19 protein-coding genes are annotated in these 26,943 nt (G+C 35.5%); 3 read left to right on the top strand and 16 right to left on the bottom strand.

The window, feature by feature from the left end; all coding sequences use genetic code 11:
* Position 1: 1 nt before the first annotated feature.
* From I583_RS08485 to glgB, 7 genes are all read right to left on the bottom strand, one after another.
* The gene (locus I583_RS08485) at positions 2-1,120 is read right to left on the bottom strand and encodes a Nif3-like dinuclear metal center hexameric protein (RefSeq protein ID WP_010760903.1); all 1,119 of its coding nucleotides are present in this window, start codon (positions 1,118-1,120) and stop codon (positions 2-4) included.
* Positions 1,110-1,820: a tRNA (adenine(22)-N(1))-methyltransferase gene (locus tag I583_RS08490; protein ID WP_010760902.1), complete on the bottom strand. Its 711-nt coding sequence runs from the start codon at positions 1,818-1,820 to the stop codon at positions 1,110-1,112. Before I583_RS08490 ends, I583_RS08485 begins: the two co-directional genes overlap by 11 nt.
* 280 nt (positions 1,821-2,100) lie before the next feature.
* Positions 2,101-4,017: an endonuclease MutS2 gene (locus I583_RS08495; protein WP_010760901.1), complete on the bottom strand. Its 1,917-nt coding sequence runs from the start codon at positions 4,015-4,017 to the stop codon at positions 2,101-2,103.
* Positions 4,018-4,399: 382 nt separating this feature from the next.
* Positions 4,400-5,839 carry a glycogen synthase GlgA gene (glgA, locus tag I583_RS08500; RefSeq protein WP_010760900.1) on the bottom strand — a complete coding sequence of 480 codons (1,440 nt, stop codon included), beginning with the start codon at positions 5,837-5,839 and terminating at the stop codon, positions 4,400-4,402.
* Positions 5,839-6,990, bottom strand: coding sequence for a glucose-1-phosphate adenylyltransferase subunit GlgD (glgD, locus tag I583_RS08505; RefSeq protein WP_034682857.1), 1,152 nt, complete (start codon positions 6,988-6,990; stop codon positions 5,839-5,841). Before glgD ends, glgA begins: the two co-directional genes overlap by 1 nt.
* Positions 6,980-8,122: a glucose-1-phosphate adenylyltransferase gene (locus tag I583_RS08510; protein WP_034682860.1), complete on the bottom strand. Its 1,143-nt coding sequence runs from the start codon at positions 8,120-8,122 to the stop codon at positions 6,980-6,982. Before I583_RS08510 ends, glgD begins: the two co-directional genes overlap by 11 nt.
* Before the next feature lie 106 nt (positions 8,123-8,228).
* Positions 8,229-10,106 (bottom strand): 1,4-alpha-glucan branching protein GlgB, encoded by a 1,878-nt coding sequence (gene glgB / locus I583_RS08515; RefSeq protein ID WP_010760897.1) that lies wholly within the window; start codon positions 10,104-10,106, stop codon positions 8,229-8,231.
* 424 nt (positions 10,107-10,530) lie between these two features.
* Here glgB and I583_RS08520 point away from each other — a divergent pair, with 424 nt between their 5' ends.
* The gene (locus I583_RS08520; protein ID WP_010760896.1) at positions 10,531-11,277 is read left to right on the top strand and encodes an SDR family NAD(P)-dependent oxidoreductase; all 747 of its coding nucleotides are present in this window, start codon (positions 10,531-10,533) and stop codon (positions 11,275-11,277) included.
* A gap of 63 nt (positions 11,278-11,340) precedes the next feature.
* Here the strand turns inward: I583_RS08520 and alaS are convergent, their stop codons facing one another.
* Complete coding sequence (gene alaS, locus I583_RS08525; RefSeq protein WP_010760895.1) at positions 11,341-13,980, bottom strand: alanine--tRNA ligase; 2,640 nt, start codon at positions 13,978-13,980, stop codon at positions 11,341-11,343.
* A 328-nt stretch (positions 13,981-14,308) separates the two neighbouring features.
* Entirely contained in the window at positions 14,309-15,415 is a 1,107-nt protein-coding gene (locus tag I583_RS08530; protein WP_010760894.1) for a DUF7278 family profilin-like fold-containing protein, read from the bottom strand.
* 94 nt (positions 15,416-15,509) lie between these two features.
* Between I583_RS08530 and I583_RS08535 the strand changes: the two genes are divergently transcribed.
* Positions 15,510-15,944 (top strand): GNAT family N-acetyltransferase, encoded by a 435-nt coding sequence (locus I583_RS08535; RefSeq protein WP_010760893.1) that lies wholly within the window; start codon positions 15,510-15,512, stop codon positions 15,942-15,944.
* Between the two features lie 29 nt (positions 15,945-15,973).
* On the opposite strand, the gene I583_RS08540 is transcribed toward I583_RS08535, so the two are convergent.
* On the bottom strand, positions 15,974-17,326 hold the full coding sequence (locus I583_RS08540) for a DEAD/DEAH box helicase (protein WP_010760892.1): 1,353 nt from the start codon (positions 17,324-17,326) through the stop codon (positions 15,974-15,976).
* A gap of 66 nt (positions 17,327-17,392) precedes the next feature.
* On the bottom strand, positions 17,393-18,568 hold the full coding sequence (locus tag I583_RS08545; RefSeq protein ID WP_010760891.1) for a VanZ family protein: 1,176 nt from the start codon (positions 18,566-18,568) through the stop codon (positions 17,393-17,395).
* A gap of 183 nt (positions 18,569-18,751) precedes the next feature.
* On the opposite strand from I583_RS08545, the gene I583_RS08550 reads away from it, so the two are divergent.
* A complete protein-coding gene (locus tag I583_RS08550; protein WP_010760890.1) occupies positions 18,752-19,084 on the top strand; it encodes a hypothetical protein in 333 nt (110 codons plus the stop codon).
* Between the two features lie 112 nt (positions 19,085-19,196).
* Here the strand turns inward: I583_RS08550 and I583_RS08555 are convergent, their stop codons facing one another.
* The 5 genes from I583_RS08555 to I583_RS08575 all read right to left on the bottom strand — a co-directional run bounded on the left by I583_RS08555 (position 19,197) and on the right by I583_RS08575 (position 26,780).
* Positions 19,197-22,556, bottom strand: a complete 3,360-nt coding sequence (locus I583_RS08555) for a M6 family metalloprotease domain-containing protein (protein ID WP_010760889.1) — start codon at positions 22,554-22,556, stop codon at positions 19,197-19,199.
* A gap of 430 nt (positions 22,557-22,986) precedes the next feature.
* Positions 22,987-23,331, bottom strand: coding sequence for a zinc ribbon domain-containing protein YjdM (locus tag I583_RS08560; RefSeq protein ID WP_010760888.1), 345 nt, complete (start codon positions 23,329-23,331; stop codon positions 22,987-22,989).
* Positions 23,332-23,448: 117 nt separating this feature from the next.
* Positions 23,449-24,291 carry a histidine phosphatase family protein gene (locus tag I583_RS08565; protein ID WP_010760887.1) on the bottom strand — a complete coding sequence of 281 codons (843 nt, stop codon included), beginning with the start codon at positions 24,289-24,291 and terminating at the stop codon, positions 23,449-23,451.
* Between the two features lie 202 nt (positions 24,292-24,493).
* Positions 24,494-25,444, bottom strand: coding sequence for a DHH family phosphoesterase (locus tag I583_RS08570; RefSeq protein ID WP_010760886.1), 951 nt, complete (start codon positions 25,442-25,444; stop codon positions 24,494-24,496).
* 13 nt (positions 25,445-25,457) lie between these two features.
* Complete coding sequence (locus tag I583_RS08575; protein WP_010760885.1) at positions 25,458-26,780, bottom strand: DRTGG domain-containing protein; 1,323 nt, start codon at positions 26,778-26,780, stop codon at positions 25,458-25,460.
* Positions 26,781-26,943: the final 163 nt, after the last annotated feature.

The raw sequence follows: 26,943 nt of genomic DNA on the forward strand, positions 1-26,943 counted from the left end.
ATTATCTAAATTTAAACGGATTCGTATTTACCTCAGATTCGATAAATTCTATGTCCCAATTATAATCTTTTTTCCACTGATTGAATAGTTCGACCAACTTAGGTTTGCATAATTGTTCGATATAATGCCCTGGATCGATCACAGACAAGCCTTCTGTCAACATATCATGTCCTGTATGATAATAGACGTCTCCTGTGATATAGACATCTGCTTGTTTTTTAATGGCATCGCGGAAAAATTTTTCACCACTGCCCCCGCAAATTGCAACGCGCTGAATCATTTTTGTTTCATCTTCCGCGACAATTCGCAAACCCTCTAAATCGAATACTTTTTTTATGGTAGAGACAAACTCATTTAAAGGTAGAGCTTGTTTTAAATGGCCAACTCGTCCTAAACCATATTCTTTAGTTATGTTTTCTATTGGATACATATCATAGGCTGGTTCTTCATACGGATGTGCTGTTAACATTGCTTTGATTACTTTTGTTTCGATCGTTTCTGGAAAAATCACTTCGATTTTTGCTTCTTGAACAGTTTCTTCTTTGCCGACCACACCAAGGGTTGGATTAGCCCCAGTAACGGGTGTAAATCTGCCTGTTCCAATCAATGAATAACTTGTATTTGCATAATCCCCTTGAAGTCCGGCCCCTGCTTGACCTAACACTTTGCGCATCTTCGCTGCATCTTCTACAGGAACAAAAACAGCTAATTTTTTATAGCCAACAGTATGGGTTTTGGTTAAATAAGTCGTATCTTCTATCCCTAAAAGTTCACAAAACCAATCATTTAATCCATTGTCTATAATATCCATATTGGTATGTGCTGCAAAAACGGCGATATCATGCTTCAATAAGTCCGCATACATTTTCGTTTGTAAATCATCTGTATCTAAGCGTTTCACTGGTCTAAAGATAGGCGGGTGTTTTGCAATGATCAAGTCAACTTGCTTTTCGATAGCTTCGGCCACTACTTCTGGACGTACATCCAATGTTACTAAAACTCGATTTAGTTTTTTATTCAATGTACCGATGTGTAACCCGACAGGATCTCCTACTTCTGCGAGCCACTGGGGACAATAAGCTTCAAAACGTTCAATAAATACATTGCCATCAAGACTCATTTGATAAAACCTCCTTGATCTCAGTGATTTCTTTTTCTATTTGTTGGATTCTCACTTGCTGATCACCAGAAGCTTTGGCTAGTTGCGCTAAAATAGTTTCACGTTGTTTTAGTTCACCCTGCCACTTTTTTTGAAAAATAGAAGACTGTTTTTTTAGTAAAACGGGCCCGAAAAGACGCTCTTTTTCAGAATAAGCAACTCTTACTTCTTGCCTACAAGCTACGATAATTTCATAGATTTTATTATTTTCTTCTAAAATATCTTCATCGATAATTGTATAACCATGAACTGTCAACCAATCACGCAATGGCTTTTCACCAATGTTTGGTTGTAAAACTAAGCGTTCATTGCCTTGCAGTCGTTGGTTCGTCCAACCAGCTTCCAAAATATCACGAATCAAAACACCACCCATGCCGCAAATAGTGACAGCCGTGATTTTATCTGCTTCTTCTACAGCATCTAAGCCGTCTGCTAAGCGCACAGTGATTTGATTATTCAGTCCATTTTTTTGCACTTGTTTTTTGGCAGCTTCGAAAGGCCCAGATACGACTTCTCCAGCTACCGCAAAAGCAACCTTTTTTTGTAAAACTAATGCTACAGGCAAATACGCATGGTCAGAACCGATATCTGCTAAACGGCTTTGTTCAGGGACTAGTTCTCCCACACGTGCTAAACGTTTTGATAATTGATTTTCATTCATTCGACATATTCCTCCGTGGCTATTATACCATTGAAAAATGAGGTTGAAAACTTTGAAAGATGGAATTTATTCTTTTATAAAACGAAAATAGCGGACAAAAATCCAAAGTTCTGTCTTTTACAGAAAAATGATTGATGCTTAGTAATCGACTTTACAAAATTCCCCCTTTAAAGTTAGTTGTTCACTCTGACTCTAAAAGGGAGACTGTTTTGATTTTTTTATTTAACGATCTATTACAATGAGTATACGGTCAAAAAGCAGTTGGACTCACTAAAACTAGTTAATTATTATCCTCTATCATTTCTTTCTCTTGTCTTTTCTGCATTTCTTTTCTTAAATTCTTATGGGCTTTTTTAGAGCCTCTTTCAAGATCTCGTTGTCTCTTGCGTTCATGATAATTGTCAAACAAGGAATCTAAATCATAATTTTTTGGATACAAGTCTTTTGCGCGCCGCTCTAATTTTAATTGGCGCTTATGAACGGTTATTTTTTCGTTTTCAAAGTAGATTACGACATCATCTGTCATTTCTATCAACTCATATATTAAAGCAATTTTCTTTTTCTCCGTCCAAAAAACTCGATCTCCTTTTTCATAGGCTGGAAAAATCGTTTGCTCTTTTTGTTTTTTGACTTTTTGAAAAGATCCTTCTTTTTTCGTTGAATAGTTGCGATCATGTAAATAGTTTTGGGCAAGTTTAACAACTTGTTCATCTAGATTCATCTTGTTAGCGATCCAAAAAGCGTTACTTTCACCTGTTTTTCCTAAAACCAATTGATATTTAGGCATTAAGTTCTCTGAATCAAACGCCATCGCAGCAGTTAGAAAATCTTCATGTTGCTCGGAAAAACGTTTGATTTCTCCATAGTGGGTTGTCGTTATAAGAATACTACCCTTTTTGTAAAAAGCTTCCATGATCGCAATCGCTAATGCTGCACCTTCATTAGGTTCGGTTCCACTACCGATTTCATCGAGCAAAATCAAGCTATTTTGTTTTGTTTTAGCAAGAATTTCGGAGATGTTATGCATGTGTCCTGAGAAAGTACTTAAAGCATTCTCAATACTTTGCTGATCCCCGATATCAACGAAAATCTGATCAAAAATAGCGATGTTCGTACCGGCATCTGCCATAATTTGGACACCAATCATCGTTTGCAAACAAATCAAGCCCACTGTTTTTAACACAACCGTTTTCCCACCCGCATTAGGTCCGGTAATCGTCAGGCCGCGGTATTCCTTTCCTAGCGACAGATTCAAGGGAACTGCCTTATCAGCTAATAAAGTATGTTTCACGTTAACAAATTCAATGATTCCTTCTTGATTGATTGCAGGTTCGATTCCGTTGATTTCTCTACTGTATTTCGCTTTAGCAAAGATCATGTCATATTGTGCAACTACTTCTAAATTTGATTGGATCGAGATCATTTGCTCTGCAATCAACCCCGTCAGTGAAGATAGAATTTGATAAACTTCTGTCGCTTCCTCCATTTTCAGCTGATATAATTTATCATTTAGTTTCGCGACTGTTGTCGGCTCAACAAAAACAGTCGTTCCCTTCGAAGAAGCATCTATGACGGTTCCTGAGATTTGGTTTTTATATGTTGCTTTGATCGGTATGGTGTAACGGTCGTTTTTCTTAACAACAATTGATTCTTGAATTTTCGGTTTATTTTGCACGTTTCGAAGAAATGAATGTAATTTCAGTTCAATTTCTTTTTCACACTCTTGAATAGCACGACGGATTTTACGAAGTTCACGACTCGCATCATTCTCCACTTGATTGTTTCGAATGACTTGATAGATTTCATCTTCAATATCAGAAAAGAGCAGCAATGATTCACTGTATCTAGCTAAAAGTGGCGCGATAAATTGATTTTTTTGCATAAAGGATTGGATCAAACGACTACTTCTAAGAAAATCTGCATAGCCGACTAATTCATTTGGCTCTAAAATAAACCCTTTTTCAACTTGATTTGTTAAATGTTCAATATTGTTTAATCCCATAAATGGAACATGTAGATTTGCTAGTAGCAAGGCTTTTGCTTCTGCTGTTTCTTGTAGACGCTTTTTAACCACGTCTAAGCGACTACTTGGCTGTAAACGTTTGATTTGCTCTTTTCCGTAGTAACTGATCGCGTAAGTCATTAGTTTTTCTTTGATCATATTAAATTGTGTTTTATCATAGGTTTCTTGATTCATTGGTATCTCCTTTTCTTTTAAGAGATACCTATCTTCTTTTGAATAGACCAAAGAAATTCCTTCTAGCTGCGTATAGATTGGGAAAACAAAAAAGGGACGAAGTGTCCCTTCATCCCTCACTAATTAATAAATAAAGATAGATATACAGCAGTCTATCAGGTATTTTTTTATGAGTTAAGATAGGTATCAACATAGGTATGCTAAAGAAGCCATCAAAAAATGGTTATTTATTCTTCAGCTATTCATTTCCTTTAGTTAGATACTTACACTCACAAAAACACCTCTATGGCTTTCTTTGGCTATTCATTTCTCGCTAAAAGTATAACCTGTTTTTTTTATAACGTCAATCGTAATTTTAAAATGATATTTTTTCACCTACGATTTAAGAGGATTGAACCATCTTTTGATATAGTTCCATGTATAATCGACTTGATTTTTCCCAACTAAAATCTTTTCTCATCGCTTTTTTCATCAATTGAGTCCATGTGTTCTGATCATTCCAATACAGATCAATCGCCATGTTTGTGCTATACAACAAGTAATAGGAACTAAAATCAGAAAAGCCAAAGCCTGTTCCTGTCTTTGTTACTGGATCAAAGGATATTACAGTATCTTTCAAGCCGCCAACTTCATGGATGATCGGCAAGGTCCCGTAACGCATTGCAATCATTTGTGACAATCCGCATGGTTCTGTAGCAGATGGCATCATGAATAGATCAGAACCAGCATAAATCAGTTGCGCCAAGTCAACATCAAACGTAATTTTCGCTTTAAATTTAGTTGGATAATGCTCTGAAAAAGAGTTGAACGAATTTTCAATTCCAGGATCGCCAGTTCCAAGTAGTACCAGTTGAACATCTTTTTCCAAAAGTTTCGCTAAATCATCTAAAATCAGATGAAAACCTTTTTGAAACGTTAAACGACTGACGATCCCGATCAGCGGAACATCGGCCCGAATAGGCAAAGCCATTTTTGTTTGCAACGCTTCTTTATTTTTCTTTTTCCCTACTAGATTGTGTATCGAAAAATTTTCAGGAATTGATTTATCTGTCTCTGGATCATTCATCTCATAATCGATCCCATTTAAAATACCGCTTAACTTCTCTTGTTCTAATCGTAAAACGCCATCTAGACCAAAACCAAATTCAGGTGTTTTTATTTCTTCTGCATAAGATGGGCTCACTGTATTCACTTGATCTGCATATAAAATCCCCGTCTTCAAGTAATTGACGCCATCCCCAAAACGGGCAGCTCCATCATAATAACGATCGAATTCCATTCCGAAAAAGTCTGCCAATAAATCCTGACTATAGGATCCTTGAAATTCAATATTATGAATCGTCAACACCGTCTTGATTGAACGGTATGCTTCGATCCATTGATATTTCTCTTTTAATAAAAAAGGAATCATCGCTGTGTGGAAATCATTAACATGGATAACATCAGGTAGTAAATCGATTTTCTCCAACATCTCAATGATAGCTAAAGAGAAGAAGGCAAAACGTTCTCCGTCATCATCATACCCATAAAGGTTTTCACGATCAAAATAATACGAATTCTCAATAAAATAATAGGCCACATCGTTCATAACTAAACGCTTAACACCACAATATTGATGCCGCCAGCCAACATCAACATAAAAATTAATTAGCTCTTCACATTGTTCTTTAAAGCGTTCAGGCATCTTAGTAAAATAAGGCAAAACAACAGAAAGTTTTGCCCCTTTTTTAACTAATTCTTTGGGCAATGCACCTGCTACATCTCCTAAACCACCAGTTTTAAAAAATGGTGCGCATTCAGCGGCTGCATATAATACCTTCATCACTCATTTCCCCCAATAACATCTGTTTCAACTATCTGATTTTTCTGAATCACGACAGGATGTTTTGCTGTGCCAGAAATTTTCACACCAGCCTTGACTGTGACATTTTTATCTAATATAGCGTATTCGATTACTGTATCTTCTTCTATTTGAGCGTTGGACATCACGATTGTTCGCTTCACTTTGGCTCCTTTTTTAATGATCGTTCTTCTTGAAATCAAACTGCTATCCAAGCTTCCTTCAATAATACAACCAGTCGCACATTGACTATTTTTCACACTGGAATCCTCTGAATAATAAGTAGGTACTTCGTTTTTACGTTTTGTGTAAATTTTCTGTTTTGTATACATTAAAGCATTGAATTTTTTTGCATCGAGCATATCCATGTTGGCTTGATAGTATGAAGCAACATCATCTATATTACTTAAATAGCCTGTATACTCATAGGCTGTCGTCTGAGTTTCTGCCATTCTTTCACCTAAAAATTCAATCAAGTTTGTCGAACTATCATTTTTTTGACCGATTATTAATTGTTCGATCAACCACTTCGTTTGAACAATGAAGATATCCATAGAAAGGTTCAATCGTTCTCCTTTTTCTAAAACTTGGTCAAAAGCTTGAATGGTTTCTACATTACCCGTTTTATCGACTTGAATGATTCGATTATCTGCTGATAGTTTTTCCGATTCCATCCGTTTGTACACCATAGTCATTTTGTTTTTTTGTTTTTGATGTGTTTTCAAAACAGCTCGTAAGTCAATGGCACAAAGCATGTTACTACCCAAGAAAACCGTATATTCAGACTCCGATTTTTCAAGATAATCGATGATTGCAGAATAATAAGGTAACCCTTGTGCTTTTTGCTTTAAGAAATCTTGGTAGAAATAGACAAAATAGCTGTTTTTCAACGAATCTAAATTCCATTCTTTACCGCCGCCGATATGATCAAAAACAGAACGAGTTCCTCTATCGTTGAATATCATAAAAATTGAATTGATATTCGCATTGGCAATACTTGAAAGAGGAAAATCAATCAATCGATATTTACAATCAAAAGGCAGGGTATCTAAAGGTCGCTCTTCAGTTAATGGTAATAATCCTTGAAACTCTGATACATTCCCTAAAATCGCACACATTTTTTTAGTCCTCATCGCTTTGCACCCCTATCACTTCAGAATAGCCAATCACTTCAATATCATTTTCTCTATAAACTACGGCATTGTCCCCAATGATCGCGTTCTCACCGATAATCGCATTTTTGATTTTAACATTTTTCCCAATTGTCGCACCTGGCATGATCACACTACTTTCAATCGTTGAACCAACCTTAACCTGAACATCCGTTGAAAGAATACTGTCTATGACCGTACCTGCTACATAACAGCCGTCAACGACTAATGAATTGCTAACAGAGGCGGTTTCTGTAATAAAATGAGGCGGAGAAATGGTATTTTTTGAAAACATGCGCCAACTTTTATCCCGCATATGCAGTTCATTTTCCAAACTGATAAATTCCATATTGGCTTCCCACAAAGACTCAATCGTTCCAACATCTTTCCAATAACCATCAAAGTGATAAGCATAAACATTTTCACCAGCCTCCAAGTAAGAAGGAATGACATGTTTTCCGAAATCAAGCATTTGTCCGTCTTTTGAATAGTTGTTCAACAAGACATTTCGCAGACGTCCCCAATTAAAAATATAAATCCCCATCGAAGCCAAGTCGCTCTTTGGTTCTGCTGGTTTTTCATCAAACTCGATGATTCGATTATTTTCATCTGTATTCATGATCCCAAAACGAGAAGCTTCTTTAAGTGGCACTTCAATAACCGCCACGGTCAATGAAGCATTGTTTGCAATATGTTCTTCCAGCATCTCTTCATAATTCATTTTATAAATATGGTCTCCAGATAAAATCAATACATATTGCGGGTCCATTTGATCGATATAGGAAATATTTTGATAAATAGCGTGAGCGGTTCCTTCAAACCATTTTTCACCATCTGAACTAGAATAAGGTTGCAAAATCGTGACACCAGAATCAATACCATCTAAGCCCCAACTTGCTCCATTTCCAATATGATTATTTAACGCAAGTGGCTGATATTGAGTTACGACTCCAACATTTTTGATGCCTGAATTAATACAATTACTTAACGTAAAATCAATAATTCGATATCTTCCCCCAAAAGGCACAGCAGGTTTAGCGATCTTCTTCGTTAGCTTTCCTAGACGTGTTCCTTGTCCTCCGGCTAAAATCATTGCAAGCATTTCTGTTCTCATCTACTACGGGTGAAATTCCACCCTGCCCCCTTTCAAAAATTCATCTTTTTTCTAAAATTAAGGATTTGACTATTTAACTTTTTTAAATTGATTTTCGTTCTTTTATTCACGTATCAATAATTTTTGGCTTTAAAATAATAGCTCCTAGAGAAGGTACAATGGTCTGGATTTGATAATCAAATTGTTTAAAAGACTCTTTTCTCGTTACGCTTATTTGATTTGATTCAGTCCAAGTACCGCCAAATTCTTGCATCTCAGTATTTAGTACTTCCTCATAGATTCCAGAAAACGGTACACCGATTACAAAATTTTGCCTTTCTATTGGGGAAAAATTCAGGATAATAATCAAAAAATCCTTCTCATCCTTCCCTTTTCGAATAAAACTTAATACGGTTTCTTGATTATTATCGGCATCGATAATTTCAATCGTTTCAGACACATGATCTAATTCCCACAAGGCTTTTTCCTTTTTATAAAACCGATTAAGTGTTTTGATAAAATGCTGCATGCTAAAGTTCATCACATCGTCGAGGTCGATCCATTCCAAGCTTTCATTTGACTTCCACTCTAAAAATTGTCCCCATTCACATCCCATAAACAGAAGCTTCTTACCAGGATGAGTCATCAAATAGACATATAGATTACGAAGTTGAGCGAATTGCTTGTACCGATCTCCCCACATTTTATGCATCAAACTTCTTTTTCCATGCACGACCTCGTCGTGAGACAATGGTAAAATGTACTTTTCATTCATCATATACATAAACGAAAAGGTAAGAAGGCGAAAATTATATTTCCGAAACGCAGCATCCATTTCATAAAAACGTAGTGTATCGTTCATCCAGCCTAAATTCCATTTGTAATCAAAACCTAAAGCCCCACTTTCAACACTTCCAGTTATTTTAGTTTCTGACGAACTTTCTTCGGCTATCATGATTACATCTGGATGAGTCTGTTTGATAACGGCATTTAGTTTCTGTAAAAAGTAAAAACCATCCCAATTACGATTGCCTCCCTCTTGATTCCAAACCCTAGGTCCCTCGTCATAATCAAGATAAAGCATATTCGAAACAGCATCTACGCGTATACCATCAACATGAAATGTTTCTATCCAATACAAAGCACTGGAAATCAGAAAACTCTGAACTTGGGGTTTGCTTAAATCAAAATTAAGCGCTCCCCAACGAATATTCTCCGCACGAACTGGATCATCATACTCAAATTGCGACGTTCCGTCGTAATAAGCTAACGCATCATCATTAATACAAAAATGTCCAGGTACCCAATCAATCAAAACCCCGATATCGTTCATATGACAGGCTTCCACAAAATCTTGAAACTCAGCTGGTGTACCATAATACGAACTTAATGCAAAATAACCGATCAACTGGTAGCCCCAAGACTCTCCCAAAGGATGCTCCATCAAAGGCATAAACTCAATATGAGAAAAACCCATTTCTTTCACATAAGGAATCAGTGTGTCTTTTAACTGTTTAAAGGTATAAGGCGTTCCATCCTCTTCACATCGCCAAGAACTTGCATGAACTTCATAAATATTTAATGGTTGTTTGAAATAATCCTTCTTCTTTCGCCGCCATTGTTCATCAAGCCACTTCTTTTCAGGTATTGTATACATTATTGATGCATTATTCGGTCGTTTCTCGAATAAATTAGCAAAAGGATCAACCTTATAAATTTCTCTGCCATCTGCTTGTTTTACTAAATATTTATATAAATCGCCTTCTTTTGGTATCGAGGTAAAAATTTCCCAGACCTCACTTGATTCCTCTTTTTTCATAGGCAAAGATTGATCCCAGCCATTAAAATCTCCTACTAGCCAAATTTTTTGTGCATTAGGCGCCCACACTCTAAAAACAAACCCATTTTGATTTCCCCGAACAATTGGGTGAGAACCAAAATATTGTTGACTATAAAAATTTTCACCATTTTTGAACTGTTCTAACTTATTTTTTTCATTAGACATCTGATTGCTCCTCTCCTTGGTCATCCATTTAAAATAGATAAAAAAGTTTCAGAAAGCAGCTTTTTCTTTCCTAATTTTCAAAAGAAAGCACAATAAAGTTTCTGAAACTAACGCTAAATTTAGGATTTTACATTTAAAAAAAGAGCTATTCTTCTAACTATTACACATTAAAAGGGAGTGAGTAATGATACATTAAATCTAACAACAATCTGAAAAAAAAGAAAGAAATATCCCTCTGATAAACAAGAATATAGAAACCCTCCTTCTTTATTTCAATGCGAATAGGCAGAGAAAGAAAGCCGTTCTTAACTTTTTAGATACTATTTTCAATTTTTATAGTATTCGATCGTAGTTTTTTACATTCGTTCCTTTTAGTGATATATTCATATCAATAAGATACAATAATCAAAAAGGAGGATTAACTATGAATATTTCGTTTGAAGGTAAAGTCGTTATCGTAACTGGATCAACATCAGGAATCGGTGCAGCAACGGCCGAAGCATTTGCTAAAGCTGGCGCAGATGTTATCGTTTGTGGACGTAGAGAAGATAAAGGAACAGTAGTAGTAGAAAAAATCAAGGAAAATGGTGGAAAAGCAGTCTTTATTCAAACAGATGTAAGTGATGATTCTAGTATGGATCATTTAGTTGAGGAAGTTGTCAAAAAATATGGAAAAATTGATGTGCTTGTTAATAATGCTGGTGTTTATAAATCTTTTGCTTTTGAGCAGATCGACATGGAAAAAGAATATGAAGAAGTATTTACAATAAATGTAAGAAGTTATATTTATTTATCCAAATTAGTCTTAAAATACATGTTGAAGCAAAAATCAGGGAATATAATCAATATCTCTTCGGTTGGAGCGTTAAATGGCGGTCCAGGTATTGCTACCTATTGTGCATCAAAAGGAGCAATTTTGCAATTGACCCGTTCAATGGCCAAAGAATTCGGTAGCCGTGGCATTCGGGTAAATAGTATTTTACCTGGTTTGATCCATACAGAGATGATGCCAGAAGGTGGGCCGATGGATCAAATCATTGACAACATGATTCCATTAAAACGAGCTGGTGAAAGTCAAGAAATTGCTCATCCGATCCTTTTTATTTGCAGTCAATATGCTTCTTTTATCAACGGTGCATCGATTGTGATTGATGGCGGTCAGAGTGCTTAGTATGTAAATAAAGAGAAGAACAATACCACGGAGGACTTGTTCTTCTCTTTTTCAATTTTATAATTAGTTGGCTAACCAGTTCCCTACTTCATTCAACGCATCAAGGATGCCCGCTGGATTTTTACCGCCAGCTTGCGCCATATCTGGACGACCGCCACCACCACCGCCAACTTTCGGTGCGATTGTTTTGATTAAGTCACCGGCTTTTAGACCTTTTTCGTTTGCTGCCTTAGACATCGCTGCTAACAAGCTGACTTTGTCCTCTTGCGCTGTTGCTAAAACTAAGACATCTGACAATTCTTTTTGCTTCCATTGATCTGCTAATTGACGTAATTGATTCATATCTTTTACGTTAACTTGTGCTGCAATGTATGTTGTGCCATTGACTTCTTTAATGTCTTTGAAAATGTCTCCTGCTTGTTGGTTTGCTAATTTTCCAGCAAGTTGTTCATTTTCTTTCTGTAGATCACGTAATTGTTGTTGTAATTGTTCTGTTTTTGACACAACTTCTTTCAATTGAGGAGATTTAACAATTCCTGCAATTGCTTTTAATTGTTTTTCCTCTTCATTCATAAGCTCATACGCTTCTTTACTTGTAACAGCTTCGATCCGGCGTACCCCTGCACCGATTCCTGATTCAGAAACGATTTTGAAAATACCGATATCTTCTGTATTTGTTACATGGGTTCCACCACAAAGTTCAATCGAGTAACCGCCGATATTGACAACACGGACTTCTTTACCGTATTTTTCACCAAATAGAGCCATAGCGCCCATATTTTTTGCTGTATTGATATCTGTTTCAACTGTTTCAACTGGAATAGCTTCCCAGATTTTTTCATTGACGATTGCTTCCATTTGAACTAACTCTTCTGGTGTAACTTGACCAAAATGAGTGAAGTCAAAACGTAAGTGTCCTGGAGCAACTAACGAACCTGCTTGATTCGCATGATCTCCTAAAATATCTTTCAATGCACGATGTAATAAATGAGTTGCTGTATGATTTTTCAAGATACGATTGCGCATTTTTTCATCGACATGTAGTTCGTATGTTGCACCTTCAACAAGTTTTCCTGTCACTTGAACCGTGTGTAAAAATTGGCCATTTGGTGCTTTTAAGACATTTTCTACATGGGCTACGATTGTCCCATTTTGATCTTTGATCGTTCCCTGATCGGCAACTTGTCCACCCATTTCTGCATAAAAAGGAGTTTCAGCAAAAATCAATTGTGCTGTACCTTCTGAAAGTTCACTAAGGATTTCTTCGTCTTTTAAAATGATTAGAAGCTTGCTTGTAGCTTCTAAGTTACTATAACCGACAAATGTACTTTCAACTTTAATATCTGTCAAAACAGCTGATTGAACACCCATAGATGTGGCTTTACTTCGAGCTGAACGAGCACGTTCTCTTTGGGCTTCCATTTCTTTTTCAAAACCTGCATGATCGACTTTTAAGCCTGAATCTTCTGCGACTTCTTCTGTTAATTCAACAGGGAAACCATACGTATCATATAATTTGAAGATCTCTTTCCCATCCAAAATAGCTTCATTGGCCGCTTTCACTTTCGCGATCAATTCATTTAAAATATCTAGGCCTTCATTGATTGTTTCATGGAAACGTTCTTCTTCCGTACGGACTACTTTTTCGATAAATTCTTTTTGTTGTAGGACTTCTGGATAATAACTAACCATCACTTCTCCAACAACTGGAACTAGTTTGTATAAGAAAGCTTCGTTGATTCCTAATTTTTTCCCATGCATAACCGCACGACGTAATAAACGACGCAACACATAACCACGGCCTTCATTTGAAGGTAACGCGCCATCACCGATTGCAAATGATAATGCACGAATATGGTCTGCAATGACTTTAAATGAAATATCTGTTTGCGCTGATTGGCCATATGTTACTTGTCCACTTAATTTTTCTACTGCATGAATGATTGGCATAAATAAATCTGTTTCAAAGTTGGTCGGTGCATTTTGAACGATGGAAACCATACGCTCTAAGCCCATGCCCGTATCAATATTTTTATGTGGTAGTGGCTCGTAGGTATCATCGGCTTGGTGGTTAAACTCAGAAAATACTAAGTTCCAAATTTCTAAATAACGTTCATTTTCGCCACCAGGATAATTTTCTGGATCATCTTCTGCAACATCGTTAAATGACTCACCACGATCATAGAAAATTTCTGAATCTGGACCACAAGGACCCGCACCAATATCCCAAAAGTTGTCTTCGATATCAATAATATGATCCATTGATAAACCAACTTCTTCGTGCCAGATGCGTTTTGCTTCCGTATCTTTTGGGTAAACTGTTACATATAATTTTTCAGGGTCAAAGGCCATCCATTCAGGAGACGTTAAAAACTCCCACGCCCAGTGGATCGCTTCATTTTTAAAGTAATCACCAATCGAAAAGTTTCCTAACATTTCAAACATCGTATGGTGACGAGCTGTTTTTCCAACGTTTTCAATATCATTGGTACGGATCGATTTTTGAGCATTTGTGATTCTTGGATTTTCCGGCACTACTGAACCGTCAAAATATTTTTTTAATGTGGCAACACCTGAGTTGATCCACAATAAGGTTGGGTCATTCACAGGAACTAAGGAAGCACTTGGCTCCACAGAATGTCCTTTTGATTTAAAAAAGTCTAAATACATTTGACGAACTTGACTACTTGAGAGTTGTTTCATTGTTCGATTCCTACTTTCTAAAATAATTTATTGATCGATGATTTTGTGCAACAAAAAAGCGGCATTCATTGCACACAAGGACGACAAATCGCGGTACCACCTTGTTTGCAATGAAGTCGCTTGACATACATTCATTACCTCTTAAACTCTATAACGCAGAGTCGCGTTGATATTTCTATCAAAAATTAAATTAAAGGGAGCAATTACGTTTTTGCGTTATTCTTCTTTCAGCAATAAAGAACTTTCTGTAAACACTCTAAAACGAATCATATCCTTTAGTTTCCCTACAAATTATAAGGAAAGATCGAAAAAAAGTCAATGCTTTCAGTTAACTTTCAATTTTAATGACTTTTCTATAGAGATACTCTTTGGGGCTTAATTTTTTATCTGCTGATATCATATGATTTGAACAGAAGTAGGTTGATAGTGGCAGCATCTTTTCAATTACTGTCTCTTTTTCTGCTAATTGATTGATCAACTTGCTTTTCGCCGAATCATTAGTCAATTCAAAATGATTTTGCTGTGTATCAATCACTAGCCCAAACATATTCGCGCCGTCCATTTTGCTTTTAATTTGACGTCCCGATTGATTATCTTGAATCAACAATTCGTTTCCCCAGCGAAATAAACGCCGAGTTCCCCCGCCTACAGCAAACTCCCACTGATCTTCAGACAACAAATCAAATCCTTGCCTTTTAACTGCATGTTTTAATTCTTCATGCGTAAAATGATTATGGCTATATACAAAATAGTAATCTGATTCAGGTAAAAATTCTAAATAACATTCATTTTCCACTAATAACGATTTTGGAAAAGTCCACGCAAAACTTTGTTCAGCGGATAATTTAGGAAAGAGCTGTTCACAGATGATCTCTTCATATTGGGAAAATTGTTCTACTTCTCCTTCGAATGTTCCAGTTATCGTATCGAATATTCCTAAAAACTCAGTTCCCGCAGGTAATGCATATTTTTGAACGAACATTGCAGGAATTGCTACTTTTCTTAAATCCGTCGTATGGTCGTTTATGTATCCAGAAATTCCTTCTAATGAAGTTAAATCATATTGACTCTCTTCTTCTAGCCATTTAGATACAGGTAAAATGGTTTCATTTGTTAAGGTTGTTTTGAATGTATTCTTCTCCAAATCTGCTACATCAAATCCTAATAGTTCATGTGAACGTAATCCTTCTGTCCCTAAATCCCAACCCAAGATTGCTTCGCTATTTCCTGGAATAAACACAAATAATTCGCCATCAAACTCCAATTCAAACGTACGACACTTGATTCCATAAAGTTCAAAATTCACTAAGTGAATCGTACCGACTTCAACAGTCGGCGGAACAAAATACATCAGCAATTGATGCACAAGCTCTTCCTTTTCTGGATCTTTCAACTTCTTCCAATTTGCCCATTCAACTTGTTCAAATAGGTCCACAACATAGCCTCCTCGTGTGTTTCAAACATATCTGTTATCATTAAGTATACCATTGAATGATTCATTCATTAAGAAAATTATCTGGAGGTTCAAAATGCACATACATTTTGGAAATGAACGTTGGAATCAAGCTGCAGCATTTGCTTTACGTTATGATGTTTTTGTTATAGAACAAGGTATTTCATTGCAAGACGAATTTGATGAATTGGATACTTTAACTCGCGATTACTTTGTAGTGTATGAAGGAACACTTGCTGTTGCAACTATTCGCTATCAAAAGAAAGATCATATTACGATTCAACCCGATCGCTTCTGTGTTCGAAAGAATTATCGTGGTAAAGGTATCGGGAAAAACTTACTTTTACACTTAGAAGATAAAGCATTGAAAGATGGGTATAAATTTAGTCTTTTATCCGCAGAAAAAACGGCTCTATCTTTTTACAAATCCTTAAAATACTCTATAAACTCTGAAGAATACTTAGAAGATGGCATTATTTGCGTAGAAATGATCAAAAAATTAAGCAGCTAAGATGAATTTTTTCATCTTGCTGCTTCATTTTATTTATAACTATTCTTTTTAGACTTCTTCGCTGTTCGAGTTTGTTGACGACGTTCAACTTTACGTTTTTGCTTGTTACTAGCTGAAATTGCCCACTCGATTTTTTTCTTATAACCTGGCTTGATTTTTTTCTTTTTCTTTTTCACCAAACCAATCAATGTCGGATCTTCCAACGCATCTTTTGTTTTTTCACGTTTAGTCCGACGATTACGATCGTAAGTATCGATCAACTCACCGTTTTTGATTTCTTTTGGTTGAAACTTAATACCTAGCTGTTCAACTTCAGAAATTGCTTCTTCATCAGCTGGCGAATACAACGTGATCGCTGTTCCATCTAGACCATTTCTTCCAGTTCTTCCCACACGATGAATGAAGAAATCCAAATCACTTGGCACTTCTGCATTGATAACATGAGAAACACCTTCAATGTCGATTCCTCGTGCAGCTAAGTCCGTTGCAACCACATATTGAAATTCAAGATCTTGCACTTGGCGCATCACACGTTTGCGTTCTCTAGGAGAAATATCCCCATGGATTTTGGCGACTTTCAATCCTTGATCTTTTAAATAATCAGTAATTTCATCCACACGTTGTTTTGTATTGGCAAAAACAATCACTAGATAAGGATGACCAATTGTCAACAATTGGTAAATCAGACGATTTTTATCTTTTCCTTTAGTAGAAATCAACCAATTATCAATCGTTTCTGAAATAATATTTTTTGGTTGGATATGCTCAATAATTGGATTTTCCATATATTTCTTCAGGAAAGGTTTTAATTTTTCTGGAATCGTTGCTGAGAAAACTAACATTTGTAGTTTATCAGGCAACCGTCCAGCAATCTGATCTACCTCTTCTAAGAATCCCATGTCCAATGTCATATCCGCTTCATCGACTACAAATGCAAAAGCGGTATGTGCTTTTAATGCTTGTTCATTCATCAAATCTAAAATTCGACCTGGTGTTCCAATAACCACATGAGGTTGTTGATGTTTTAATTTTGCGATTTGACGTTGTTTGTCCGTACCACCAACGAAATTCGTTACACGAATTTCAGGTTGACTGAATTTTGCGATCTGAATCGCTTCTTGATAAATTTGATTCGCTAATTCACGACTGGGTGCCGTAATCAAGATTTGTACCTCATCTAATTGAGGGTTAACTTTATTCATCAATGGTAATAAAAATGTATGGGTCTTGCCGCTTCCTGTTTGGGATTGACCGATGACACTTTTGCCTTTTTTAATCACTGGGATCAATTTTTCTTGTACTTCTGTTGGTTGTTCAAACCCTTTATCTGCTAGTGCTTCCATGATAAAATCGTTGAACTGAAATTGTTTAAATGAACTCATTTACCTCACCTCTTTCAAACTTGTTGTGTAAGTCCTCATGCATTATACCACAAAAACTGCAAATCCTTATTGATTTTCTGTATTTTTCTCTCTTTTTATCGTACTGATCGTATAGGTATGGCTTGCTTTTTCGTAAAATAATCGACGTTTTTTCCTAATCAACACATAGAAAACATTGATGAAAAACAGTAATAATAAAAATGAACACAATAGAAATAGCATAAAACTCACAAGTTGCAACATACGATTATTAGAATTTATCAAATCAGCAGAGCTAGTCATATACAAACTAATCAAACCATAAACAAAATACAAATAACCATAGCGAATGAACAACGCTCTAAATCGAATTTTTTCATGCCCTTTTTCCACAACTTGAATACGCACAATTTTCTTGCCAATTGTTTCACCATTCGTCATTTTTGGCAGCAACATAAACACTAAGAATACCATAATAAAGAACCATAGACGTTCTTCTAGCACTGGATATCCTGCAAACCATTGTTTATACTCTGGAATTAAATTTAGAAGAAACATCACAATTGTTTGAACGATCGAAATCACAAACCAATCGATCAAAAAAGCAACGAACCGCCTAAACAAACTAACCGACTGTCCTTTTTCATAAGCAGCTTCATCCAACTCGTCTCTTGTTGGAAATAAAAAGGTCAACATCGGTGTAATCGCATAACCGACAATTCCACCAAACGTATTATTGATCAAATCATTTACATCTGCTAAACGATAAGGCCTAGGATAAATAAAATACAAGCCGCTCAACTGTGTCAGCTCAAAAAATAATGACAATAAAAAACTAGCTAGAACAACTTTTTTAAATGAAAGCTTATAATAATAGCGTAAATACACCCCAAATGGCACTAGCAATAGAATATTGAATACGGGTTCCAGAACAACTCCCTGTCTAAGAGCTGGAACAAAGGTACTTGGATCATGAATATTCAATACTGTATCCTGTAAAAAACGACTGATAAAATAAAAGGGCCGCAATTCTAAATATTGACTGGTATATTGCGCTACCTCAGCGCGTGGAGGTAATGGTAAAATAACCAAAAAATAAGCACAGAGTAAATAGAAAACAAATGAATATAAAATAAGCGCCCGTCTAAATAAAAAAGTACCGTATTTCCGATATTCACGAATAACAAGAATAAATGAAATGGCAAAAGCTAAAAATGGAAATACAATCAAGGCTGTTTTGATTGGTGCAGCGTATACTGACATAAAACAATCCCCCTTCTACTTTAGTTTAGTAAAAAATAGGCACTTTGTCATTTAAGATAGTCACTCCTTTAGCAAAAAATATATTTTGCAAATCAGAAAAATTGCAGTATGATTGAATTGTAGAGCTTCAACAACAAATTTCTTAATGATTATACAGCAACTTTTAAATACGGAGGTTTTATTATGTTAAATCCATACTTTGCTTTTGGTGTTCCCATTTTTCTACTCTTTTTATATATCGTATTTGCGCTTATTCGAAGAAAAAGCAGTCTTAATTATATCGGTTTCGTCCTTTTATTGATTGCTACATTTATGATGACATTTAGTTTCCAAGTATTACAAGGCTTATGGACTTTGGAAGAAAGTCATGCTACTGAACAACTAGAAAAATTGGGCTATGCGCCAGAAATACTGTGGATTCCACTTATTTTAGGTGCAGTGTTGGCAATTCTTAATCTTTGGAGAGGTGTGAAGAGAATTAAATCCTTTCGTGAAACAACCGATCTAAAAAAATAAACATCCGAAGACTAGTTGCAAAACTACCGCATATTTGGAAGTCTGCCTGCTATTCTTCAGATGTTTTTTTCCTCTATTTTAGGAGAAGTGTGTTAACTAATCACTTATTCTTTTAGTGTAAAAAGTAAATATTTGGATTATCCTCTTCTAAAGATGAACTATATCCTGGTCGTAAATAAACTCCTCTAGAATCTGCAAATAAATCCAACATTTGCTTTTCATCCAGAATACAATACCCATAATTGACGTATTTCAAATTTTTCATGAGACGAATAGCCTCAATATCATCGAAAAGTGTAAATTCAAGATTTAATCTCTCTAGATTTGTTAAATTCCGCAGAAAAGTACTATCTTGTGGTCTTTCTTCATTAGAGAAATAAATACCATGTAGTTCTAATTCTTTTAGCTGTGTAAGATTACCTAATGCACTCATATCTAATTGTTTAGCTTCAGCATTATCTATTGTTAAAGAGAGTTGTGTTAGGTTGGTTAATCCTCCCAACGTTGCAAAATTATTTGTATCATCTACACTTTCAATTATTAATTTTTCTAAAGAATTCATATTTTGTAAAAAAGTAAGATCTTTGATAACGGCATTATCGTTCCTAATTGTCAGTTTTTTCAAATGAGGTAGTTTAGATAGTGTCTCCCACTTTGCATCCCTAGATAATACTGTTAATTCTTTAAGATTTTCCAAATGTGATAACACAGAAAAATCTATTTTATTATCCCCACTCCCAAAAGACAAGGTATATAAGTTTTCCATGTTTTTAAAAATTTCTAAAGATTCAGAGTTAGTCAAATAACATTCTTTGATTGATAATTTCTCTATGTTAGACAACTGTTTTAAATAAGTTACACTTTCTTCGGTAGATTCTGATATAGAAACTACTAATTCTTTTAAATTAGGAATCGTTTGCAATTGTTTTAATGCTTTGGGTTCAGTAAAATAGAAACTATCAATTTTTTCTAAGTGTCCATTTTTTGCTAAGGTAGAAATGACCGATACATCAATATAACCACTATTACTATGGGTTTGACCGTCTGGAGAGTAGTATTTAATTACGTTTAAATTCGTCATTTTCTCTAGATAAGATATATCCTTATCATCAAGATATTCGGCATATAAAGTCTTAATTTTAGATAAATCTAGATCCACTTTTGAAAAAGTATTTGAAACTTCACTAACTCCTAAACTATTTAGTTTCGGTAATTGATTAATTAAAGTGAGATTATCAATTGTTTCATATGAAAGGTTATATGGTAAGATTAATTCTTCTAACCCATTAAATAATTCTATTCCTTTTAGGTTCTCTATCTTCTTACTGTACCCTATTGGGAAGTAAAGAAGATAGTCATACTTGTAATCTGAATCACTAATAGCTGAGATACCTTGATCATATCTCATATCTAATCTTTTTACTTTATTTAAACGATTTTCAGTTACTTTATCTGTAAGCATCAAATCTAAATTGTAGCCAACTATTTTGGCTAAATTCTGATCTTCAAACCATTCAGAAAGTATTTTTTCTATGGTAACATCAATTTTACAACTAGCACTTTCCCTACCATCTTCTGTCTCAACTTTGATTGTTGCTTCACCTTTGGCTTTCGCTGTGACAATCCCGTTTTGATCAACTGTTGCTATCGCTTCATTTGAAGAGCTCCACATTACTTTCTTATTCGTTGCATTAGCAGGCGTGACCTCTGCATTTAATTGTTTGGTCTCTCCCACTAGCAATTCTTTATTTTTAAGGTCAATCGTCACTCCTGTAACAGAAATTGGATCATCCACAAAAGAAACGCTCATGCTTTCATTTGGTTCAGACTTAACAATCATATTATAATTCGCATAATCTCCACTCGCTACTTTTGTTGACGGAACTGTTGTTTTGTACATTGTATTTTGTTGTGGCTTATCATGACCACCCGTTCCTTTATAGTAGAAACCGTCATAATTATTCGTTGCATAATATCTAGGCTCATTTAATTTTGAATAACCTAAAATTCCTTCATCCGCCTCTTTCATCGTCACAAGTTGTGAGGTAGGTGATGTATTGGTTGAGAATGTCTCATTGATGTGATAAACTCCGATTCCTCCTGAAGCAACAATTGGCTTTGTACCATGTTCTTTAGAATAAATAACCGTTTTTAAAGATTCATCAAAACCCACTAATTGACGATTTTCAATTAAAAAATATTCTTGTGGATTCGCTGTATTCACTCGATAGACATTAAAATCTGGTGTACTAATATGATTGACAGCAACTGTTTGTTCTTTATCAACAACTTTAGGTTCAACAACGCCTAACATTACTTTAGAGTAGGCATCTAAATTCGTCGGCGTTGCCCCAGCTTCTTCTCCTTGAAGATGCGCCCATGATCCACTAGCCATCAAACTATATTGCCCCAGTCCATCTCCATCGGATACTTCCACATATTTACCATCATGCTCAATAATCGTTCTTTCTGAGTTGTACAAATCTGGTAATCTTAGATCATGACCAAATTCATGTGCAACCAAACCTAACTCTGACTGATATTCATATTGCTTAGCGGGATCGCTATTTTTTTTGACCATCGTTTCACCAAATAATGTATAATTGTTTAATTTGATACCATCAACTGTTGGATAGCCAATTGGCCTTCCTTGAAAACTCCCCTTATGGCCCCATACGCTTTCAATCTTATTTATACTTGATGCTTCATAACCTGCAAAGATGCCCATTATATGCATTTCATTTTGTTCAATAATTCCATTTTTGTTTTGGTCATATTCTGCTATATCTACATAATCATTCAGTTTCTCTATCGCTTCTTTTAAAGCCGGTCTAGCTAAATCAAATTTATTGCCAGCTTTCGGATGTTCTCTATTCAATTGGATCCGAACGACCCCATCCTGTTTTCCGGTTTTCTTTTTCACAGGTTTAAGATCAATCATCTCTTTTGTTGCTTCTTTGTAATAAGTAGATAAACTTTTTTCCGTTTGCGAGAACACTCGTTTTTCCCAATCAGCCTCAGAATAGTTCAGCTTTGTATCACTAAATTCAACTAAAACAACTAAAAGTGGCTGGTCTTTATTCCATTTTTGGATTGACTTTGCGTTTCTTGCTATTGTTTCTTCCGATTTTTGTGGTTTTAATTTCCCAATTTCTTTACTATCTAAAGCCTCAGAAGGACGCTCGTCAATCAGGTATTTATTCTTTGAGGGTATAGTTTGCTTTGTTTCATTATCAAACAAACTATAGTACCAGTATCCATCATTTGATAATTCAATCACATCACCTGTTTTATTCGCCAATGTGTAGCTAAGATATTCATCCCCAATAATCTGAGCTTCAAATTGTTGACCTGTTGGTTGCTGATAACTTCCAATTTCAGTATCTGACGGTGCAGCATCTGAATGAATACCTAACGCAAACACTGCCCCTGTCATTCCTATCCCAACTCCAAATTTACTTTTCCATTTCATAGTATGCAACTCCTTCATAATTTTATAAAGCTAAATAACTTTGATATAACAAGATAAATAGGGAACAAATATAGATCAACGATTCATCTTATTATGTTTAATTCTAACTTAAGGATATAGATAAATCTACATAAATATGTTATTTATTTTATTTTGAATAAGATTTGTTATAGTTTTTATTGTATTTTAAATATATTTTTTATTTATTCAGTTTTACATTCAAAAATAAGAGCCTTATTCTTATCAAATTAAAATTATAATAGAATAAGGTCTCTCTTCATGACTAAACTAAATATATTGTGGTTTATTTGGAATTATACTAATTTAGTATGCTCGAACAACTTTTTCAAAATTACACAAAAAACCGAGTATTAGATTTCACATCTAATACTCGGCTAAAATTTATAAAATAAAACAACTCTTTTATCCTCTAATTCTTCTTCACAAATTCAGATTTCAATTTCATCGGACCAAAGCCCTCAACTTTACAATCAATATTATGACCATCTGCGGCATCAGCCACTAAACGAATGCCTTTAACTTTCGTTCCTTGTTTGATTGCACCACTTGCCCCTTTGACTTTTAGATCTTTGATAACTGTCACATTATCACCATCAGCTAACTCATTGCCATTTGAATCTTTGATAACAGCCGCTGTGTCTTCTGCTGCATCTGTTGGTGACCATTCATGTGCACATTCAGGACAAATTATCATGCCACGATCCTCGTAAGTGTATGTTGAGCCACATTCAGGGCAACTTGGTAAATTTTCCATTTAACTTAAACTCTCCTTCATTGTATCGTTCTCTTTTAAAGTGTTATACTTCATTCTATCGCACTTCTAAATGAAAGAAAAGAACTATTATCTTTACAAATAGTAAATAAAATCGGTTTATTTACTTTCTTTCCCTTTTTCTACATAAGAAAGATCATTTACACTATCGATCGTATACTTACCGTCTTTATATGTTACTTTTGATACACTGGCATTTTTCAATCCACCATCTGGCAAGTCCGCATTTGCATCTAATTCACCTAACAAAGTAATAATACTCATTCCATGAGATACGACTAATACATTGTTTGCACCTTCTTTTTCAGCATCTTTCACAATATCATCTAATCCAGCTGTTAAACGGGCAACAATTGTTTTGCTGTCTTCTGCAGGCCAATTTACGCCTTCTTCAACATTTTTCTTATCTAGCTCAGATAATACATCAGCAAACTCGATGATTCCTTTATAAAAACCGACTTCTTTCATCCATTCATTGTATTCTTCATACGTTTTGCCTTGTTCTTTTGCTACTGCTGTCAGCATTTCTTCATTCATCAAGCCTTCATACGTACCAAAATTATATTCTCTTAAACGTTTATCTTTCGTCATTTCTTTTGTTAATTTTTCTTGCCCATTATTTTTTAAGACTAATTCAGCAGTTTCGATTGCTCGTCCACTGTCACTTGTCACTACTTTATCAAATGTAACATCAGATAGTCCTTTACCTAATTGTTCCGCTACTTCAACGCCTGCTGGAGTTAATGGTGCATCGATCCAACCTTGAGAACGATCGACAGTGTTCAACATCGTTTTACCATGACGAGCAAGATAAATCACGACTTCTGAATTGTCTTTTACTTTCGTGTCAGCTTTTTTTTCTTCTTTGGCATCTCCATTCCCACACCCAACTAAAACCATTGATAATAACGCCATACCAACAAACATTTTTTTTAATTTCATAACATTTTCTCCTCCGTGCTATTCCTTATTTTTTGTTAAACAGTCACTAGATATTTTTGTTTTTAAAAAAGGAAAAAACCTAATTACACCAAATAAAATTATTTGGTACAATCAGGTTTAGCTTGTCTTAAACAATCACTATCCGCTATTTAACTAGTTTTAGTATAACGGATGTCATCACGAATGTAAATGCTTTCAGTTGTTATTTTTTATATTCTTTGCATAACTGCTGAATCTCACTATAAATTTCATTGATTTCTTTTTGATTCTTAGCATTAGCTCCACTAGCTAACGGATGACCACCACCATGATGTTTTTTTGCCAGCTCGTTGATCACTGGTCCTTTTGAGCGCAACCGTACGCGATAATACCCTTCCGGCTGTTCCACAAAAATTCCCCATGCTAAAACTTCATCGATCACACCAGGTAAAGAAACGATTGCAGCCGTCTCTGAATCAACGATCCCGTATTCATTAAGTAACGATTGAGGTAACATGATCTTAGCCGCCCCCTGATCATCTACTTCAATATTTTGATAAACATAGCCAGCTAATTTAGCAACACTCATTGGAATTTGTTCTAATTCACGATTTAGTTCTGCAGCGTTAAAATCATACGTCATTAACTCCGCTGCTACTTCTAGCGTATGAGACGTTGTTGATGGATATAAAAATCGACCTGTATCACCAATGATTCCAGCATAAAGTAAACGAGCGGCATTGTTACTCATGATCAGTTCATCTTGATTAAGATGATAGAAATCAGCAATAATTTCACTACAACTGCTCGCTTTTGGATTGACCCAGACTATGTCGCCATATGGATCATCATTAGGATGATGATCGATTTTGATCAACTCAGCTCCTAAATTGTAATCATCCCCGCTTATTCTAGGAGAATTAGCTGTGTCAGTGACAATCACTAAAGCATTTTGATACGTCTCATCAGACACTTCATCCATCTCTGCTAAAAATTCCAAGCCTTCGACAGAACCGCCTGCCTGAAAAATTTTCTTTTCTGGAAAACTCGCTCTCAAAATTTCTGCTAAACCAACTTGTGAACCGATTGCATCTGGATCTGGTCGCTGATGACGATGAATAATGATTGTTTGATATGCTTTAATTTTTGTTAAAATATCTTTTGCAACATCCATGTTTTACTTCCTCCTAGGTCCGCTCCATTACTTGACAAACAACGATTGCTTTTGCCACAAGCGCATTCTCTAAATAAACTTCAATATCCAATTTAGCCGAACGTCGCCCGATTTCTAAGATTCTTGGTCGGATATCTAGTTCGCTTTCCAATTGAATCAAACGCAGATAGTGCAAACTCATTTGTTCGATCAGCACATTTCTTCTTTGATTTGTAATCATTGTACGTTGTGTTACATTTGCAATAATCTCGCTTAATACACCAAAAGAGATTGTTCCTACACTGTTGACCATTTGTGGTGCAACCGAAAACTTGAATTGAGGTTCATTCGCCTTACTACTCCCTTCAACAGGCATTACTTCACCAGAAATTTGGTCTGAAATCGTATCAGCAATTTGCGGTTGCCGTTGAACCAACTGCATCGCCTTCATCACATCTTGTCTAGAAACAAAACCAACTAAAGACAAATCATCTTCAACAACTGGCATTACTTCCAAACCATCCCAAATCATTTGGTGACTAACACTGGCCACACTCATCATTTTTTTCACAACAATCGGATCTTTTGTCATGACTTTGTCCATCGTTAACGTTTCCGTTTTACCTAAGACATCTTTCGCTGTGACGATCCCCACTAGACGCAAGCTTTTATTTACTACAGGAAAACGTGAATGATGGGTTTTCTCAGAAAGTTTTTGGTAGTCCGCAATTGTATTTGTTGAAAATAGATAATTTGTTTTTTCTAAAGTCGTGTAAATATCACTGACCAACATAATATCTTTTTTAATCAATTGATCGCTCAATGCTCGATTGATCATCGTTGCAACTGTAAACGTATCATACGTTGTTCTTAATACAGGCATATCTAATTCATCTGCTAACTCAGCGATTTCGACTTCCGTATCAAATCCACCAGTGATCAAAACAGCTGCTCCATTTTCTAAGGCCAATTTCTGAACACCTTGCCGATTCCCTACAATCATCAGCGAACCTGGTGTGATATATCTTGTCATTGCGTTTTCAGTCATCGCACCAATCACAAATTTGTTTAAGACCTTATCTAACCCAGCTGCCCCTCCTAAAACATCGCCTTCGATGATCCGAACTACTTCGCCAAATGTTAGTTTTTCAATATGTTTTTTTAATTTTCGTTCGATCCGAATCGTTCCGACCCGCTGAATCGTTGAAACTAGACCAATATTTTCAGCGTCTTTAATCGCCCGATAAGCTGTCCCTTCACTGACACCCAGATTTTTGGCGATACTTCTAACAGAAATACGATCACCAATCGGCAATCCTTCAATATATTTTAATATTTGATCATGTTTCGTAGCCATAATATCCTCCTTATTTAAAAAGCGTATTGGGTTCATTAAGCTCTGACAGAAAAATAGGTAAAAATGATTGAGGTGTTTTTGCCTTATTTATTTTTTATCTTTCTTCCAAAGAGCTATCCCGCGAAGCTGGAATTAGAAATCTATAATATTATTCTATTTTCAG

This window comes from Enterococcus haemoperoxidus ATCC BAA-382 (assembly GCF_000407165.1).
Lineage (GTDB): Bacteria > Bacillota > Bacilli > Lactobacillales > Enterococcaceae > Enterococcus_L > Enterococcus_L haemoperoxidus.